Origin of the sequence: Cupriavidus basilensis OR16 (assembly GCF_000243095.1) — a bacterium.
Classification (GTDB): Bacteria; Pseudomonadota; Gammaproteobacteria; order Burkholderiales; family Burkholderiaceae; genus Cupriavidus; species Cupriavidus basilensis_D.
This window is the reverse complement of sequence record NZ_AHJE01000110.1, coordinates 1-16,447: the sequence shown is the minus strand read 5'-3', so window position 1 is coordinate 16,447 and position 16,447 is coordinate 1. Positions and strand designations below refer to the sequence as shown.

The following is a 16,447-nucleotide window of genomic DNA, read 5'->3' as shown; positions in this document are numbered from 1 at the left end:
TCTTCGTCGTCGAGTGGTAGCGGCTCGTCCGGCGGTAGCTCCAGTGGAAGTGATACATCGAGCGGTGGATCGAGTTCGTCGAGTGGCTCCTCGTCGTCGTCGAGCGGCAGTGGTTCGTCCGGCGGCACCAGCAGCGGTTCCAGTTCGTCGTCGGGTGGCAGCGGCTCGTCTGGCGGTAGCTCCAGCGGTTCGAGTAGCTCGGGTTCATCGAGCGGCTCGGGCTCGTCGAGTAGCTCGGGTTCATCGAGTGGTTCGGGTTCGTCGAGTAGCTCGGGTTCGTCGAGTGGCTCGGGATCATCGAGTGGCTCGGGTTCCTCCAGCGGATCGGGCTCTTCTAGCGGTAGCGGATCATCCGGTAGCTCGTTGGGAGGCCCTGGATCGTCGGGTGGATTCCCGGTGCCGATTCCGCCGCCTCCGGCGCCGGCGCCCGTTCCCGTGCCGATGCCGTCGCCGCCGCCACTGGATCCGCCCTCCGGCAGTTCGAGCGGCAGCGGCGGTTCGTCGAGTGGCAGCTTCAGCGGCAAGCCCGATGACGCGGGCTCGTCGAGCGGTAGCGGTTCGTCATCCGGGAACAGTGGTTCATCCGGCGGTAGCTCCAGCGGCAACACGACCGATGGCACGGGTTCATCGAGCGGCAGTGGCTCGTCGGGTAGCGGTTCTTCGTCCGGCAACAGCGGTTCGTCCGGTGGTAGCTCCAGCGGTGGCGAATCGTCGTCGAGTGGTTCCAGCTCGTCGTCCGGCGGTAGCTCCAGCGGTAGTGATACGTCGAGCGGTGGATCGGGTTCGTCGAGCGGTAGGCTCCTCGTCGTCGAGCGGTAGTGGCTCGTCCGGTGGTAGTTCCAGCAGCGGTTCTGGCTCTTCGAGCAGCGGCAGTTCATCTTCGGGCGGTAGCGGCTCATCCGGCGGCAGCTCTAGCAGCGGCTCCAGCTCGTCGTCTGGTGGCAGTTCCAGCGGTGGCGAGTCGTCGTCGAGCGGTTCCGGATCGTCGAGCGGTAGCTCGTCGTCCTCGGGCGGCAGCGGTTCGTCCGGCGGTAGCTCCAGCGGCGGCGACACATCGAGCGGTGGTTCGAGCTCGTCGAGCGGCAGCTCCTCGTCGTCAAGCAGCAGCGGCTCATCCGGCGGCAACGCCAGCGGTGGTGACGCATCGACTGCCGCCGCGGGTTCGAGGGCGCCTGCGGACGATCCGCATGGCATCACGGTCACGGTGAGCCTGAAGGCAACTGGCAATCCGTCGGACCTCATCGCAGTGTCGGTGCCGAAGGACATGGCCAGGCCGGGCAGTCACTTCCGGTTTGCGTTGCCCGCGCAGGCAATTCCTGGCGCCGCGAATGGTGCCGAGGTGAGGGTGACGCAAATGGACGGAACGGCCTTGCCGGCATGGCTGCGCTTCGCGTCGCCATCGCGCGTGTTCACGGCGACGTCGTTGCCGGCTTCGGCCCTGCCGCTGCAGGCGGTCATGACGGTTGGCGAAGTGCGCATCCCGCTCGTCATCACGGAGCGGAACCAGTAATTGACGTCGATGGAGGGGGAGAACAATGCGGGGGTGGGGCGCGCCGTGGGTTGGCGGCCTTCCTGCTCGCGCTGACCGATCCTGCGCATCGACCGGCCCTTCGGCGCGCCGCATGGTCGCCGAAGGGTTGGCATCCAGATCAGTCGCGACAAAGTCGGCACGGGCCTGCACTGCCTTGTCCAACGCAACGTTCTGGATACGCGCGCCGAATCCGCATTGCAAACGTAGGCCGTTCGCACGCTAGCTCTAGCGTCCCGGGAGCGCTACGCGAGCGCGTTCTGCGCCATCATGATGCGCGCGGTATTCAGCGCGATCATGCCTTCCTCGTCGGTAGGCAGTACCAGGACCGGCACGCGGCTGTTGTCGCGGCTGACGCGTTGGCGGCCCTCGTTGTTGGCGCCGGCGTCCAGGCTGATGCCAAACAGCTCTGCCAGCCGCGCGCAGATCTTCTCGCGCACGGGCGGTGAGTTGGCGCCGATGCCGGCCGTGAACACCAGCGCATCCAGGCCGCCCAACGTGGCCGCCAGCTTGCCGATTTCCTGTGCCGCGCGGTAGGTGTAGAAATCAATCGCCAGCCGCGCGCGCGGCGCGTCGCTGGCCAGCAGGGCGCGCATGTCGCTGCTGACGCCCGACAGTCCTTTCAGCCCTGACTCCTGGTACAGCATCGTTTCGATGTCCTTGGTGCTCATGCCTTGCTGCGACAGCCACAGGATGGCGCCGGCATCGATGGCGCCGCAGCGCGTGCCCATCGGCAGGCCGTCGAGCGCGGTCAGGCCCATGGTGGATTCCACGCTGCGCCCCTCGCGCATGGCGCACAGGCTGGCGCCGTTGCCCAGGTGCGCAACGATCACGCGGCCCTGTGCCAGGTCGGGCGCGATCTGCTGCAGGCGGCGCGCGATGTACTCGTAGGACAGGCCGTGAAAACCATAGCGGCGGATGCCGCGTTCGAAGTATTCGTAAGGCAGCGCCAGCAGTTGCGCGAGCGGGTCGTGCCCGGCGTGAAAGGCGGTGTCGAAGCAGGCTACCTGCAGCAGCGCCGGCGCGGCGGCGCGCACCGCGCGGATCGCCGTCAGGTTGTGCGGCTGGTGCAGCGGCGCCAGCGGGATCAATGCTTCCAGCTTGGCAATGACCTCGTCGTCGATCTTCACGGCAGCGGAGAAATCCGCGCCGCCATGCACCACGCGATGGCCGATCGCCACCGGCGGCGCATCGCGCAGGCCGATGCTGAGCACCAGCCGGATCAGGCGGAAGGCCGCGTCGTGATCCGACACCTGTGCTACCGGGAAGCGTTCGTCCGCGACCACGCGGCCGTCCGCCATGCTGGCGATGAGGTGCGGCGACACGCCGATGCCTTCGATCTGCCCGTGCGCGCTCAGCACCGGGTTGATGTCGGCATTGGCGTGCGCGGCCTCGGGCACGGCGTACACCGAGACCTTGACGCTGGAGGAACCGGCATTGACGACGAGAATGGTGGGGTGGATGGCGCTCACGCTGGCAAGCCTCCTTGTGACGGTGACGTTGAGGGCGGGACGCTCAGATCGCGGCGGGCGTCAGGGCCGTGCGGCGCGCATGCGCCAGCAGCACGGCAATCGCGCAACTGCCGATGCGTGCGCGCACGCTGTCGGCGCGGCTGGTGAGGATGATGGGCACGCGCGCGCCCAGCACGATGCCGGCAGCTTCGGCGCCGGCCAGGAAGGTGAGCTGCTTGGCCAGCATGTTGCCGGCCTCCAGGTCGGGCACCAGCAGGATGTCGGGGTCGCCCGCGACCTCGGAGACGATGCCCTTTGTCACCGCGGCCTCATGGCTGATCGCGTTGTCGAACGCGAGCGGGCCGTCGAGGATGCCGCCTTCGATCTGGCCGCGCCGGCTCATCATGCAAAGCGCGGCGGCGTCGATGGTGGAGGGGATCTTGTCGGTCACGGTTTCCACCGCCGAGAGGATGGCTACCTTGGGGCAGTCGATGCCCAGCACGCGCAACAGGTCGATCGCGTTGCGGCAGATATCGGCCTTGTCGTTAAGCGTGGGAAAGATATTGACGGCGGCGTCGGTGATGAACAGCGGCTTGTGGTAGCTCGGCACGTCCATCGCAAACACATGCGAGAGGCGCCGTCCCGTGCGCAGGCCGGTGGCGGACGCGGTGACTTCGTGCAGCAACTCATCGGTGTGCAGGCTGCCCTTCATCAGCAGCTCCGCCTCGCCCGCGCGGATTGCCGCGACCGCGCGCGCGGCGGCGGCATGGCTATGCGGCGCGTCGATCCGCACGCTGTCGCCAAGGTCCAGCGCATTGGCGTCGGCCACCTGGCGGATGCGCGCCTCGGGCCCGATCAGCAGCGGCACGATCAGGCCGAGGCTGGCTGCCTGCAGCGCGCCACCGAGCGAGGAAGCATCGCAGGGATGCGCCACGGCGGTGGGAATGGCGGGCAGGTCATGGCAGCGCGCCAGCAGGACGGAATACTTGTCGAGTGTCTGGGTCATCGGCGTTCCGGTGTGTCGGGGGTGCGGTGCGGCCGCGCGTGCATGCTGCGTCGCGCAAAAAACACTGGCCAGTATAGGCGATGTTTCCTGCACCACGATGACATTGGCTCGCACCTTGCGCCAAGTCATCTGCGCCGCGGATCCACCCTTGCTGCGGGTTGTCAGGCACCATGCGGGCTGGTAGATTGTGCGGTGCTGCAGGGCAGCAATTTTCGCGCGATCGCCCGGAAATGACTGCCTTCGGCGCCACACCGTAGAACGTAGAAGGGGAAGCCGAGTGAACGCACGTGATCCCGTCATCCATGCCGGCAACGCAGCCGCCGGCGTGCCACCGCTCTTGTCCGATGCGTGGTCCTACGCGCATGACGCCTGGCAGCGCGCCATCCTGTTGCTCGACATCCTGCGCGAGCGCGGCAACCAGACCTTCGAGCACGAGCGCGAAGGCATGCCGCCGGTACTGATCTTCGAGCACGAGGTGGTGATCGACGCGCGCACGCTGGCGCAACCCGCCAACTACGCGCTGCTGCGCATCCTGCCGCCGCCCGGCATCGTCACCGACGACACCAAGCGGCCTTTCGTGGTGATCGATCCGCGCGCCGGGCACGGCCCCGGCATCGGCGGCTTCAAGATCGACAGCGAGATCGGCATCGCGCTGCGCAGCGGCCATCCCTGCTACTTCGTCACCTTTTTCCCGCTGCCTTGCCCAGGCCAGACCATCGAGTGCGTGGCGCGCGCCGAAACCGTGTTCCTGCGCACCGTGGCCGAGCGCCATCCGCAAGCGCAAGGCAAGCCATTCGTGATCGGTAATTGCCAGGGCGGCTGGGCGCTGATGATGCTGGCGGCCGCCGCGCCCGACCTGGTCGGGCCGATCCTGCTGGCCGGTTCGCCGCTGGCCTACTGGTCGGGCGTGCGCGGGCGCAACCCGATGCGCTACAGCGGCGGGCTGCTGGGCGGCTCGTGGCTGTCGTCCTTTGCTTCGGATCTCGGCAATGGCCGCTTTGACGGGGCCTGGCTGGTGCAGAATTTCGAGCAGCTTAATCCGGCCAATACGTACTGGAAGAAACTCTACGACGTCTATGCGCAGGTGGATACGGAGCGCGAGCGCTTCCTGGCGTTCGAGCGCTGGTGGGGCGGGCACTTCCTGCTCAACCGCGCCGAGATCGACTGGATCGTGCAGAACCTGTTCGTTGGCAACCACCTCACCGCGGGCGAGGTGCGCAGCGCGGATGGCAGCGTCGCGGTGGACCTGCGCAATGTGCGCTCGCCCATCGTGGTCTTTGCCTCCTGGGGCGACAACATCACGCCGCCGCAGCAGGCGCTGAACTGGATTCCCGATCTCTACGCCAGCGTCGACGAGATCGTCGCCAACGACCAGGTCATCGTCTACTGCCTGCATGAAAAGGTCGGGCACCTCGGCATCTTCGTTTCGGCCGGCGTGGCCAATCGCGAGCACACCGAGCTGTTCTCCGCGCTCGACCTGATCGACGTGCTGCCGCCCGGGCTGTACGAAGCGCGCATCGAAGACATCGCGCCGGGCACCTCGCACCTGGAACTGATCGAAGGCCGCTACCTGATGCGCTTCGAGCGCCGGACCATCGACGACATCCTCGCGCTGGACGATGGCCGCGACGACGAGCGCGCGTTCGAGGTGGTGCGCCGCGTGGCCGAAGTCAACCAGCGCCTGTACGACACCTTCGCCTCGCCGGCGGTGCAGGCCGCATCCAGCGAGCTGGGCGCCTACGCGATGCGGCAGGTGCATCCGGCCCGGCTGGAGCGCTCGCTGGCGTCGGACGCGAATCCGTGGATGGCGTGGATCGCCGCGCTGGCACCGTGGGTGCGCGAGGCGCGCCAGCCGGTGGCGCCGGACAATCCCTTCGTCACGCTGGAGGGTGCGGTGTCAGACACTATCGTGCGCACGCTCGACGCGTGGCGCGAACAGCGCGACGCCTTCCAGGAGCAGCTCTTCGAAGCGCTGTACCAGTCGCCATGGCTGTCCGCGCTGATGGGGTTCTCGCCAGGCGCCGAAAAGCGCGGCCCGCCGCCGGTGACCGCGGCGCTGCGCGAGGAGCTCGCCGAGCGCCGCCTCCATGAGGCCGAGGCATCGATCAAGCAGGGCACGCCGCTCGATGCCTTCATGCGCATCCTTTGCTATGTGGCGGCGGAAACGGCCGGCTTGGAAGAGCGCCCATTCAACCTGATGCGGCAGATGGCGCGCGAGCACCTGGAGCAGCAACCTGACATCGCCACGGTCAAGGCCGCGGTCAGGCGGCAGAGCTTTATCGTGGGGCTGGACGCCGAGCGCGCCGTGGCGGCGCTGCCAATGCTGGTGCCGGACAGCGCGCTGCGCCACCGCATCATGATGGCGATCCACCGCATCGTGACCGTGGTGGGGCCGCTCGAAGGCGCCCGCCTGGCGCGCTATCGCGAGGTGGCGCACGTGCTGGGCACCGACCATACGGCGCGGCAAACGGCGGAGCCCGCGGCGCCTGCCCCCGCGGCAACGTCGCCGCGCGCGGTGCGCAAGGACGCTTCACCGGCAGCCAAGGGGCGCGTTGGCAAGGCGGGCACGGCGGGCACGGCGGGCACGGCAGTGGCTGGCGCCGCCAAGCCCGGCAACCGGCAAGGTGGCCAGGCCTCTCAAGGCGGTCAAGCCTTCAGCGCGGCGTGGCGTCAAGACAGGCACCTGAGCCGGGCGTACATAAGCCGGCGCCACCCGGGGCGCGCATTCACCAAGCGAGGCACAACATGGTGCAAGTACCCAATCCCCCATTGCTGGGCGCACGCGTGCTGGTGGTCGGGGTGGCCAACGCGGAATCCATCGCATGGGGCTGCGCGCGCGCCTTTCGCGAGCTCGGTGCGGAACTCGCGATCACCTACCTCAACGACAAGGCCTATCCGCATGTGGCGCCGCTGGCCGAATCGGTGGGCGCCACCATCCTGATGCCGTTCGACGTGGAGGACGCCGGCCAGGAGCAGGCGCTGTTCGAGCGGATTACCCAGCAATGGGGCAAGCTCGACGCGGTAGTGCACTCAGTGGCCTTCGCACCCAAGGCCGACCTGCAAGGCGGGCTGCTCAACGCATCGGCGGCCGGCTTCGCGCGCGCCATGGATGTGTCGTGCCACTCCTTCGTGCGGCTGGCGCGGCGCGCGGTGCCGCTGATGCGCGCGGGCGGCAGCCTGTTTGCCATGAGCTACGAGGGCGCCAATCGCGTGGTGCCGAACTACAACCTGATGGGCCCGGTCAAGGCGGCGCTCGAGGCCTCTTGCCGCTACCTGGCGCACGAACTGGGCCCGAGCGGCATCCGCGTGCACGCCATTTCGCCGGGGCCGCTCAAGACCCGCGCGGCGTCCGGGCTCAAGGATTTCGAGCAATTGCTGGCGGATGCCGCGGGCCGCGCGCCACTGGGCGAGCTGGTCGACATCATGGATGTCGGCTTTGCCACCGCCTACCTGGCAACGCCCTACGCGCGCCGGATTTCCGGCAACACCGTGTACGTGGACGGCGGCGTGCACGTCATGGGCTGACTGCCTCCAAGGGCACAATGCGCGGCCCACGGCCCGCGTTGGGCCGCCTACAATGAGCTAGACAACGGAGGCCTGTGCCGCCCGCCGCGTGCGCGCCGCCTCATATCGGGAGCGAAACATGAAGGTACTCATCCGGGGCCTGCACCGCGATGTGACCGAGAAGATGCTGCGCGACAAGTTGGCGACCTACGCACCGGTGACATCCGTGGAGCTGGTGCGCGAGGGCGATCCGAACCATCCCTGGGCCTGGGTCAACCTGGATATCGATCCCTTCACCGCGTGGCGCCTGCTGCGCCAGCTCGACCGCCAGTACTTTGCCGGCAGCATGATGCGCTGGTATATCCCCGCTCACCAGGGTTGACGCGTGCAGGCATGGCGGCGGGCCGCGCGCCTTCACGCTTTGGCATTAAGATAAGCGGCTTCTGCCACTTTGCTGCGCTGCCACGCGGTAGCGCCATTCCCGCATGCTAGAACTCGACGGCGCGATCTGGTTTCGCTCAGGCTCCCAGGACTGGGGCGGGCGCGAACGCATCGCCCTGCTGGCCGCGATCGGCGAACATGGCTCGATCACGGCAGCCGCCAAGGCGGTTGGCCTGAGCTATAAGGGCGCCTGGGATGCCATCGACGCCATGAACAACAGCGCGGGCGAGCCGCTGGTGGTCCGCGCCGCGGGCGGCAAGGGCGGCGGCGGCACCGTGCTCACGGCGCGCGCCGCCAGCCTGATCCGCACCTACCGCGCGCTCGAGCACGAGCACCGGCTCTTTGTCGAACACCTCGCCAGTCTCGGCAACGTCAGCGAGACGGCGCAGGACGACCTTCACCTGATGCGGCGTTTCATGATCAAGACCAGTGCGCGCAACAAGCTCTTCGGCAAGGTGGCCGCGATCCGCGGCGGCGCGGTCAACGATGAGGTCACGCTGTCGCTCGCGGGCGGCCAGCGCGTGGTCGCGACCATCACCCACGAAAGCGTGGAGACGCTGGGCCTCGCACCCGGCGCCGAAGCCTTCGCGCTGATCAAGGCTTCCTCGGTCCTGCTCGGGTTGCCCGACCCCGGGCTGCGGCTCTCGGCGCGCAACCAGCTGCCAGGCAAGGTGATCCGCGTGCTGCCGGGCGCCGTCAACGCCGAGGTGGCGGTGGAGCTGGACGGCGGCGGCACCGTGGTGGCCATTGTCACCAACGACAGCGTGAGCGCGCTCGGGCTCGCCGAGGGCAGCCGCGCGCTGGCGATCTTCAAGGCGTCGAGCGTGATCCTGGGCACCATGGGCTGAGTAGCGCCGCGCAATCCTCCGCGCAAGCCGGTCATGGAGTTCGCTCAGCAAGGCCGCGCAGCCAAGACAAAAAATCCGAGTACCGATTGATGATTCGCAGACATTTGCAGGAAGCAGTATGTGCGCCGGGCCGTCTTGCCACGGCGAGGGCTTGAGCATGGACGCAGCCATCGCCGGCTTCAGTCTCGGCCTTTCCCTGATTCTCGCCATCGGTTCGCAAAACGCCTTCGTGCTGCGCCAGGGCTTGCGGCGCGAGCATGTATTCTGGGTTTGCCTGGTATGCGCCGTCTCGGACGCCGCGCTGATCCTGATGGGCGTGTCGGGCTTTTCCGTGCTGATGCGCAAATTGCCCTGGCTGGGGGACGCCATGCGCTATGGCGGCGCAGCCTTCCTGCTGTGGTATGGCGCGCGCAGCTTCTGGACGGCGTGGCGCACGTCTGGCGTGCTGGCACCGAGCGATGCGGAGCCGCGGCCGCTGGCGGCCACGCTGGCCGTGTGCCTGGCGCTGACCTGGCTCAATCCCCATGTCTATCTCGACACGGTGATGCTGATCGGCTCGGTGTCGACCCAGTTCGACGGCCGCACGCAGGCCTTCGCGGCGGGTGCGATGCTGGCTTCGTTCATCTTCTTCTTCGCGCTTGGCTATGGCGCTGCCCTGCTCAGGCCAGTGTTTGCCAAGCCATCGGCATGGCGTGTGCTGGAGATTGTCATCGGCGTCACCATGTGGGTGATTGCCGCCAAGCTGTTGTTTTCCTGAGTTTCCGAATTCCTGAGGACCATGCCTAGAAACATAGAAATCAAGGCGCGTATCGCCAGTGTGGACGCGTTGTTGCCACGGGTCGCGCCGCTGGCCGATCGGGGCCCCGAGCTGATCTTGCAGGACGACACCTTCTTTGCCTGCCCCAACGGCCGGCTCAAGTTGCGCGCCTTCCCGTCCGGCGCAGGCCAGCTGATCTTCTACGCGCGCGCCGACCAGGCCGGGCCCAAGGAGAGCCACTACATCCTCTCAGCCACGGCCGAGCCCGATTCCCTGCGTGCCGCACTGACGGCGGCGTGGGGCGAGAACGGGCGCGTGCGCAAGACGCGCACCTTGTTCCTGGTTGGCCGCACGCGCGTGCACCTGGACCGCGTGCAAGGGCTGGGGGATTTCCTGGAGCTGGAGGTGGTGCTGGCCGATGGAGAGCCGGCCCAGGCCGGCGTTGCCGAGGCCCATGCGCTGCTGGGCAAGCTGGGCATCACGCCAGGGCAATTGATCGAAACCGCCTACGTCGACCTGCTGCGTGCGGCTGGGGCCTGAGCCGGCCTCACCGAGCCAGCCTCAGACCGCGCGCGCGGAGACAGGCGCGTACACCTGCGGATGCCCCTTCACCGGCGCGGCGCCAAAGATGCGGCCTTCGCGCACTTCCAGCACATGGTCGCCGAGGGCTTCCACGTCGTCGGGGTCGTGCGAGATCACCAGCATGGGCACTTCCAGGCTGGCCTGCAGCGCGCGCAGCTCGGCGCGCATGCGCACGCGCAGCGCCGGGTCCAGCGCGGAGAACGGTTCGTCCAGCAGCACGATATCGGGCCGCGCCGCCAGCGCGCGCGCCAGCGCGGCGCGTTGCTTCTGGCCACCGGAGATCTCGCCGGGATAGTTGCCGGTGATGGCGCCAAGGCCGAATGCATCGATCCAGCGCTGCGCTTCGGGGTGGTGCGTTTTGCGGCGCGGGTTGCGCCAGCCTCGCTCCAGCCCGAAGGCGATGTTTTGCGCGACCGTCAAATGCGGGAACAGGGCGTAGTCCTGGAACAGGTAGGCCACGCGCCGCTCCTGCGGGCGCACATTGACGCGCGCCTCGCTGTCGAACAGGGTGCGGCCGTTGAGCACGATGCGGCCGCTGTCCGGCGTGAGCAATCCGGCGATGGCGCGCAGCGTCAGGCTTTTGCCCGCGCCGGAGGGACCGAACAGCGCAATGCGCTTGCTTTCCGAATCGAAGGCGATATCCAGCCCGAAATGGCGGTCGGCGGAGCCAAGCTGCTTGCGGACGGTGACGTGCATGGTCATGGCGGTCTACCGGTACATTTTGCGGGAGGGCGGCACCAGCCGCCCGGCTGCCACCAGCAGCACCACGCACGTGAGGGAGGTGACCAGCACCAGCAGGTTGGCGGTGTTGTCGTCGCCGGCTTGCACGGCCTCGTAGATGGCGACCGACAGCGTCTGCGTGCGCCCGGGCAGGTTGCCCGCCACCATCAGCGTGGCGCCGAACTCGCCCAGCGCGCGGGCAAAGGCCAGCAGCACACCGGCGATGATGCCGCGCGACGCCAGCGGCAGCGTCACGCGAAAGAAGATGCCGGCCTCGGACGTGCCGAGCACGCGCGCCGCGTCCTCGAGCTGCGAGTCCACGCCTTCGAAGGCGGCGCGTGCTGACTTCAGCACCAGCGGGAATGCCACGATGGTGGAGGCCAGCACCGCGCCTTGCCAGGTAAAGACCAGTTCGATGCCGAGCCGGCCGAGCCACTCGCCAAACACGCCGCGGCGCCCGACCAGCACCAGCAGATAGTAGCCGAGCACGGTGGGCGGCAGCACCAGTGGCAGCGTGAGCAGAGCGTCGACCACGTCGCGCGCGGCCGATTGCCAGCGCGACAGCGCAAAGGCCGTGCCCACGCCCAGCACGGCATTGAGCACGGTGGCCCAGCCCGCCACTTTGAGCGACAGGGAGAGCGGGACCCAGACAGCTTCCAGGGAGGTCATCAGCATAAACGCCTGCCGGCGAAGCCAGGCAGGCGGTGAGGTGGATTCAGGTTGGCGGCGCCGCGCCCTGGGGCGCGATCCGGAACGGTTGGGAGCTTAAGCCTTACGGCTTACGGTTTTAGGAAGCCATACTTGGCCAGCACCGCTTGCCCTTCCGGCGACATGACGTAGCCGAGGAAGGCCGCGGCTTGCTCGGGCTGCCTGGATTGCGAGGTGATGGCGATCGGATACGTGACCGGCTGGCGCGTCGGCACCCGCAGCGCCACCTTGACCTTCTCCGGCATGATCGCCGCATCGGTGGCGAACACGAAGCCGGCATCGACTTCGCCGCGGGCCACGTAGTCCAGGCTCTGGCGCACATTTTGCGCCATCACACCCTTGGCCGATATCGCATCCCACACACCCGCCGCTTCCAGCGCGCCCTTGGTATAGCGGCCCACCGGCACCGACGCCGGGTTGCCGAAGGCCACGCGCTTGAACTCGGGGCGGGCCAGGTCCTGCAGCTTGCCGATTTCCAGCTTGCTGTCAGCCGGCAGGATCAGCGCGAGCTGGTTGGCGGCGAAATCGCGGCGCGACGCAGGCTGCACCACGCGCTCGGTCACGGCCTTGTTCATGGCGTCCTGGTCGGCCGAGGCAAACACATCGGCCGGCGCACCGTTGACAATCTGCTGCATCAGCACGTCGGAGGCGCCGAAGTTGAGGATCACCTTGGTCTGCGGGTGCGCGCGTTCGTAGGACTCGGCGAGCGACTTGAAGGCATTGGTCAGGCTGGCTGCGGCGGAGACCACCAGGTCTGCGCCGAAGGCGGCCGGCGCGGACAGCGCCAGCGTGGCGCAGAGCAGCAGGCCGGCCGCCAGCGAGGCGGTCCGTCGGGCGCCGCACGGTTGGCGCGACTGGGCAGGCTGCGGAGCGGAAGTCGGGTGCATGGGCATGGGGGCAAAGGTTGGCGATGCGGCGTGGCAAGCAGAAGTCGCCTGCCAAAAGCGCAATATATGACGGTATATAACGCGGCGTCAATGGCACATTTGATCAGGACAGGGCATATCGGCGGAGCGGCCAGGCGCGCCTGCTGCCTGCCGCCAACCGTCACGGTGGTGTAACCCTCGCGTCACTCTGTTGCCATTTGCGCTCGGGACAATGTCCGGCTCCAGGCACAACAAGAAAGAAGGGAGCCACAAATGCACCGCCGTCCGACCGACGTTCTACCCGCGCGCGCCGCGCCCGCTTCGCCCCCGATCCTCGCCGCGTCCACCGTGGCCGCCGTGGCCGCCGCCCTCGCGGTCACCACGCTGCTGGCCGCCTGCGGCTCCGATGACAGTCCCGCCAGCCCCGGCACGGGCTCGAGCGTCACGCCGCAGGCCGATAGCGTCTCAGCCGGCACCAAGGCCACGCTGGCCTTGCTGGAAACCACCGACCTGCACACCAATGTGCGCAGCTACGATTACTTCAAGCTGGCCGAGGACAAGTCCTTCGGCTTCGAGCGGGTGGCAACCCTGATCAAGCAGGCGCGCACCGAGTTTCCCAACACCCTGCTGCTGGACAACGGCGACACCATCCAGGGCACCGCGCTGGCCGACTACCAGGCCCAGGTCAACCCGCTCAAGTGCGGCGAGACGCTGGCCATGTACAAGGTGATGAACGCGGCCAAGTTCGACGGTGGCGGCATCGGCAATCACGAGTTCAACTACGGCCTGGGCTACCTGAACCAGGTCACAGGCAATCGCTTCAACGTGGATGGGCTGCCCGACCCGACCGTGCAGGCGCCCTGCGCTGGCCCGGCCTTCCCGCAGGTGCTGGCCAACGTGTACAGCGTGCGCACGCGCGCGCCGCTGTTCCAGCCATACACCATCATCACCCGCCAGATCACCGCCACCGGGCCCGACGGCAAGGCCGTCACGGTGCCGGTCAAGGTCGGCATCATCGGTTTCACGCCGCCCGCCATCATGAGCTGGGACAAGCGCTGGCTTGACGGCAAGGTCTACACCGAGGGCGTGAAGGAAACCGCCGAGAAGTTCGTGCCGGAGATGCGCGCCAAGGGGGCCGACCTGGTGGTGGTGATCTCGCACGGCGGGCTCGATGCTTCCGCCTACTCGCCCACCATGGAGAACGGCAGCTGGCACCTGTCCAAGGTGGTCGGCGTGGACGCCATGCTGATCGGCCACTCGCACCAGGTCTTCCCCGATGCCACCAGCACGGTGGCGCAGTTCAACCTGCCCGGCGTGGACAAGGTGCGCGGCACGGTCAACGGCGTGCCTACCGTGATGGCTGACTACTGGGGCCGTCGCCTGGGCGTGATCAAGCTGCAGTTGGCGCATGACGGCAATCGCTGGGTGGTCGACAAGAGCGCCACCACGGTAGAAGCGCGCTCGATCCAGAACGCCGACAAGAGCTATGTGGCGGCAGACGCCACCGTGGCGGCCGCGGTCGATGCGGAGCACCAGGCCACCATTGCCTACGTGAAGACGCCGATCGGCACCACCGACTACCGCATGAGCACGTACTTTGCCGATGTGGGCGATCCCGGCGCGATCCAGATCGTCAACCAGGCGCAGGCTGCCTACGTGAAGGACTACATCGCCGCCAACCTGCCGGCGCTCGCCGCGCTGCCGGTGCTGTCTGTCTCCGCGCCGTTCAAGAGCGGCTTTGGCGGCGGCAACGACTACACCGATGTGCAATCGGGCAACCTCGCCATCAACAATGCGGCCGATCTCTACCTCTACCCCAACACCATCTACGCGGTGAAGGTCAACGGCAGCGACGTCAAGGCCTGGCTGGAAACCGCAGCCAAGCGCTTCAACCTGATCGACCCGGCCAAGATCGCCAACCAGCCGCTCATCAGCAGCTTCCCGGGCTATAACTTCGACATGTTCACCTCGCCCGACCTGCAGTACGAGATCGACGTGACGCAACCGGAGGGCAGCCGCATCAAGAACCTCGCGTACAAGGGCGTGCCGCTCGACGCCAGCCAGCAGTTCATCGTGGCCACCAACAACTACCGCGCCAGCGGCGGCGGCAATTTCCCCGGGCTGGACGGCAGCAAGACGGTCTACGCTTCGCCCGACACCAGCCGCGACGTGCTGATCGCCTACATCAAGAAGGCCGGCTCCATCACGCGCGCCGCCAACGGTGGCGCGCGCAGCTGGCGCTTCACCAAGGTGGCCACGGCCGGCAAGGTGGTGTTTGCTTCAGCGCCGAACCAGCTGGCGCAGGCACAAGCCGCGGGCCTCGCCAATATCGCGCTGGAGCAGGCCGCCTACGACACCACCAAGAACCTGTCGCTGTATAGCATCGACCTCAACCAGTAAGGCGGCAATGACCACGGCAATGACCACGGCAACGAATACGCCAGTAAAGCGCCGCCTGCATCCGGTCATCGCCGCCGCGCCTGGTGGCGGGGCTTCGGCGTGGCGCGAGCATGCCAGCGCGCGCCACGCGCAGCTTGCCCAGTGGCAGACGCTGGCCGGCTCGGCTGGCGACGAAGAGGCGCTCGCGGCGCTGCGCCAGGCGGCGCGGGCGGGGGAGGGCGCGGCCCAGGCCGCGCTCGGTGAGGCGTTGTGGGCAAGCGGGGAAGCGGCAGCGCATGGCGAAGGCCGGGACTGGCTGAAGCAGGCCGCCGCGGCGGGCGATGCGCGCGCGCATTTCGTGCTGGGCAAGGCGGCATTCCTCGGCGACGCGCAGCGCCCGCCCGATGCCGCAGCGGCCTGGCACCACTTCGAGCTGGCCGCCGCCGCGGGCAATACTGGCGCTGCGTACTACCTCGGCCTGCTGCATCGTGGCGGCTATGGCCGCACGCCGGACCCGGCCGCGGCCGCGCGCTGGTTCGAGATGGCCGCCGATGCCGGCGTGGCGCAGGCGATGTTCATGCTGGCGAACGCCTATCGAGAAGGTGCGGGCGTGCCGCGCGACGAGGCCCGCGCGGTGGCGTGGTACGAGGCCGCGGCCGAGCGCGAGCACCCAGAATCGATCCAGGCGCTGGCGATGGCTTATCGGTATGGTGAGCTGGGGTTGAAGCGGGATGAGGGGAGTTTTCGCGCGCATCTGGTGGAGACTGCGCATGCGTTGAAGCATCCGGCTTTGAGTCCGTGAGTCCGTGAGTCCGTGAGTCCTTTAGTCAGGGCGGAAGGGGCGTTGGGGGGGGGCGCATGCGTGCGTGTAGCCCGCTGACGCGGGGGGTGGCTTTGTAGGCGGGGTTTTATTGCTTCTAGCTGCTGTCGCGGCTGTACGGTATTGGCCGTTTTAGAACGTGTGAGATGTCACTTCTCTTTACTCGTAAAGAGAAGTAACCAAGAGAAAGCGATCCTTGCAGGAGGCTGGCGTGGCGTCATTGGGGACCCCAATGGTTTCGTCGTACGGCCCCGGGTTCTAACGGACTCGTGCCGTTACCAGTTTAGACCACCACGACCCAGCCAATGCCCAGGGATTCGTGGTGGTCCCCCCGGTAGCGGCCCCCACGGATTTCAAGCCGTCTGTCGCTCGCGGAGTGACTGGCCACGAAGTTGCAAGCGTCCCGTTTCCGTCGTGGGCGCGGTGCCGTCGTGGGCGCGGTGGCACCGCCGGAACAGTTCTGATGGATTCACCACCGCGCCCACCCCACCACGAAACCATCATGGCGTGATGTATCGTGGTATGTTGCGCCGGTATCGGCAGATGGGCGAATAGGCAGGGAGCGGCTACCGGGGGCCTCACTACGAAACCAGCGCCATTGACAGGATCGTGGCCATTCAATCTGGTAACGGCACGAGGCCATTAGCACCTGGGGCCTGACGACGCAACCACCGGGCTACGCAACCCCGACACCCCAGCCTCCTGCAAGGATCGCTTTCTCTTGGTTACTTCTCTTTACGAGTAAAGAGAAGTGACATCTCACACGTTCCAAAACGGCCAATACCGTACAGCCGCGCCAGCAGCTAGAAGCAATAAAACCCCACCTACAAAGCCACC

At 67.5% G+C, this 16,447-nt stretch carries 13 protein-coding genes and 2 pseudogenes; 9 read left to right on the top strand and 6 right to left on the bottom strand.

The features are described from left to right. A pseudogene (locus OR16_RS44210) lies at nt 1-899 on the bottom strand (hypothetical protein); the annotation flags it as partial. A 305-nt stretch (nt 900-1,204) separates the two neighbouring features. Here OR16_RS44210 and OR16_RS44205 point away from each other — a divergent pair. Beyond that, nucleotides 1,205-1,510, top strand: coding sequence for a hypothetical protein (locus OR16_RS44205; RefSeq protein ID WP_006163062.1), 306 nt, complete (start codon nt 1,205-1,207; stop codon nt 1,508-1,510). 263 nt (nt 1,511-1,773) lie between these two features. Here the strand turns inward: OR16_RS44205 and OR16_RS32660 are convergent, their stop codons facing one another. Both OR16_RS32660 and OR16_RS32655 read right to left on the bottom strand, forming a co-directional pair. Beyond that, nucleotides 1,774-3,000: an acetate/propionate family kinase gene (locus OR16_RS32660; RefSeq protein ID WP_006163060.1), complete on the bottom strand. Its 1,227-nt coding sequence runs from the start codon at nt 2,998-3,000 to the stop codon at nt 1,774-1,776. A 43-nt stretch (nt 3,001-3,043) separates the two neighbouring features. Continuing rightward, nucleotides 3,044-3,985: a phosphate acetyltransferase gene (locus OR16_RS32655; protein ID WP_006163059.1), complete on the bottom strand. Its 942-nt coding sequence runs from the start codon at nt 3,983-3,985 to the stop codon at nt 3,044-3,046. Nucleotides 3,986-4,172: 187 nt separating this feature from the next. Between OR16_RS32655 and OR16_RS32650 the strand changes: the two are divergent. The 6 genes and pseudogenes from OR16_RS32650 to OR16_RS32625 all read left to right on the top strand — a co-directional run. Then, nucleotides 4,173-6,026 (top strand): annotated as a pseudogene (locus OR16_RS32650) (DUF3141 domain-containing protein); the annotation flags it as partial. 704 nt (nt 6,027-6,730) lie between these two features. Further along, on the top strand, nt 6,731-7,510 hold the full coding sequence (gene fabI / locus OR16_RS32645; protein WP_006163055.1) for an enoyl-ACP reductase FabI: 780 nt from the start codon (nt 6,731-6,733) through the stop codon (nt 7,508-7,510). Between the two features lie 118 nt (nt 7,511-7,628). After that, nucleotides 7,629-7,871: an RNA recognition motif domain-containing protein gene (locus OR16_RS32640; RefSeq protein WP_006163053.1), complete on the top strand. Its 243-nt coding sequence runs from the start codon at nt 7,629-7,631 to the stop codon at nt 7,869-7,871. A gap of 103 nt (nt 7,872-7,974) precedes the next feature. Beyond that, nucleotides 7,975-8,778: a TOBE domain-containing protein gene (locus OR16_RS32635; RefSeq protein ID WP_006163051.1), complete on the top strand. Its 804-nt coding sequence runs from the start codon at nt 7,975-7,977 to the stop codon at nt 8,776-8,778. 157 nt (nt 8,779-8,935) lie between these two features. Beyond that, nucleotides 8,936-9,535 (top strand): LysE/ArgO family amino acid transporter, encoded by a 600-nt coding sequence (locus OR16_RS32630; RefSeq protein WP_006163050.1) that lies wholly within the window; start codon nt 8,936-8,938, stop codon nt 9,533-9,535. Between the two features lie 21 nt (nt 9,536-9,556). Beyond that, the gene (locus tag OR16_RS32625; protein WP_043422051.1) at nt 9,557-10,075 is read left to right on the top strand and encodes a class IV adenylate cyclase; all 519 of its coding nucleotides are present in this window, start codon (nt 9,557-9,559) and stop codon (nt 10,073-10,075) included. 21 nt (nt 10,076-10,096) lie between these two features. Here the strand turns inward: OR16_RS32625 and OR16_RS32620 are convergent, their stop codons facing one another. The 3 genes from OR16_RS32620 to modA form a co-directional block, all read right to left on the bottom strand. After that, nucleotides 10,097-10,819, bottom strand: a complete 723-nt coding sequence (locus OR16_RS32620) for an ATP-binding cassette domain-containing protein (protein ID WP_006163047.1) — start codon at nt 10,817-10,819, stop codon at nt 10,097-10,099. A gap of 6 nt (nt 10,820-10,825) precedes the next feature. Then, complete coding sequence (gene modB / locus OR16_RS32615) at nt 10,826-11,497, bottom strand: molybdate ABC transporter permease subunit (protein WP_043422057.1); 672 nt, start codon at nt 11,495-11,497, stop codon at nt 10,826-10,828. 119 nt (nt 11,498-11,616) lie between these two features. Further along, nucleotides 11,617-12,438, bottom strand: a complete 822-nt coding sequence (gene modA / locus OR16_RS32610) for a molybdate ABC transporter substrate-binding protein (protein ID WP_006163036.1) — start codon at nt 12,436-12,438, stop codon at nt 11,617-11,619. A 246-nt stretch (nt 12,439-12,684) separates the two neighbouring features. Here modA and OR16_RS32605 point away from each other — a divergent pair, with 246 nt between their 5' ends. Beyond that, entirely contained in the window at nt 12,685-14,811 is a 2,127-nt protein-coding gene (locus OR16_RS32605; RefSeq protein ID WP_006163034.1) for a bifunctional 2',3'-cyclic-nucleotide 2'-phosphodiesterase/3'-nucleotidase, read from the top strand. A 19-nt stretch (nt 14,812-14,830) separates the two neighbouring features. Then, a complete protein-coding gene (locus OR16_RS32600; RefSeq protein ID WP_006163033.1) occupies nt 14,831-15,592 on the top strand; it encodes a tetratricopeptide repeat protein in 762 nt (253 codons plus the stop codon). Nucleotides 15,593-16,447 lie beyond the last annotated feature (855 nt).

Bases quoted from the DNA above. Each gene is read 5' to 3' on its own strand.
- OR16_RS32635 (WP_006163051.1), top strand. From the start codon at position 7,975: ATGCTAGAACTCGACGGCGCGATCTGGTTTCGCTCAGGCTCCCAGGAC.
- modA (WP_006163036.1), bottom strand. From the start codon at position 12,438: ATGCCCATGCACCCGACTTCCGCTCCGCAGCCTGCCCAGTCGCGCCAA.
- OR16_RS32640 (WP_006163053.1), top strand. From the start codon at position 7,629: ATGAAGGTACTCATCCGGGGCCTGCACCGCGATGTGACCGAGAAGATG.
- OR16_RS32620 (WP_006163047.1), bottom strand. From the start codon at position 10,819: ATGACCATGCACGTCACCGTCCGCAAGCAGCTTGGCTCCGCCGACCGC.
- OR16_RS32600 (WP_006163033.1), top strand. From the start codon at position 14,831: ATGACCACGGCAACGAATACGCCAGTAAAGCGCCGCCTGCATCCGGTC.
- OR16_RS32625 (WP_043422051.1), top strand. From the start codon at position 9,557: ATGCCTAGAAACATAGAAATCAAGGCGCGTATCGCCAGTGTGGACGCG.
- OR16_RS32605 (WP_006163034.1), top strand. From the start codon at position 12,685: ATGCACCGCCGTCCGACCGACGTTCTACCCGCGCGCGCCGCGCCCGCT.
- OR16_RS32655 (WP_006163059.1), bottom strand. From the start codon at position 3,985: ATGACCCAGACACTCGACAAGTATTCCGTCCTGCTGGCGCGCTGCCAT.
- OR16_RS32630 (WP_006163050.1), top strand. From the start codon at position 8,936: ATGGACGCAGCCATCGCCGGCTTCAGTCTCGGCCTTTCCCTGATTCTC.
- fabI (WP_006163055.1), top strand. From the start codon at position 6,731: ATGGTGCAAGTACCCAATCCCCCATTGCTGGGCGCACGCGTGCTGGTG.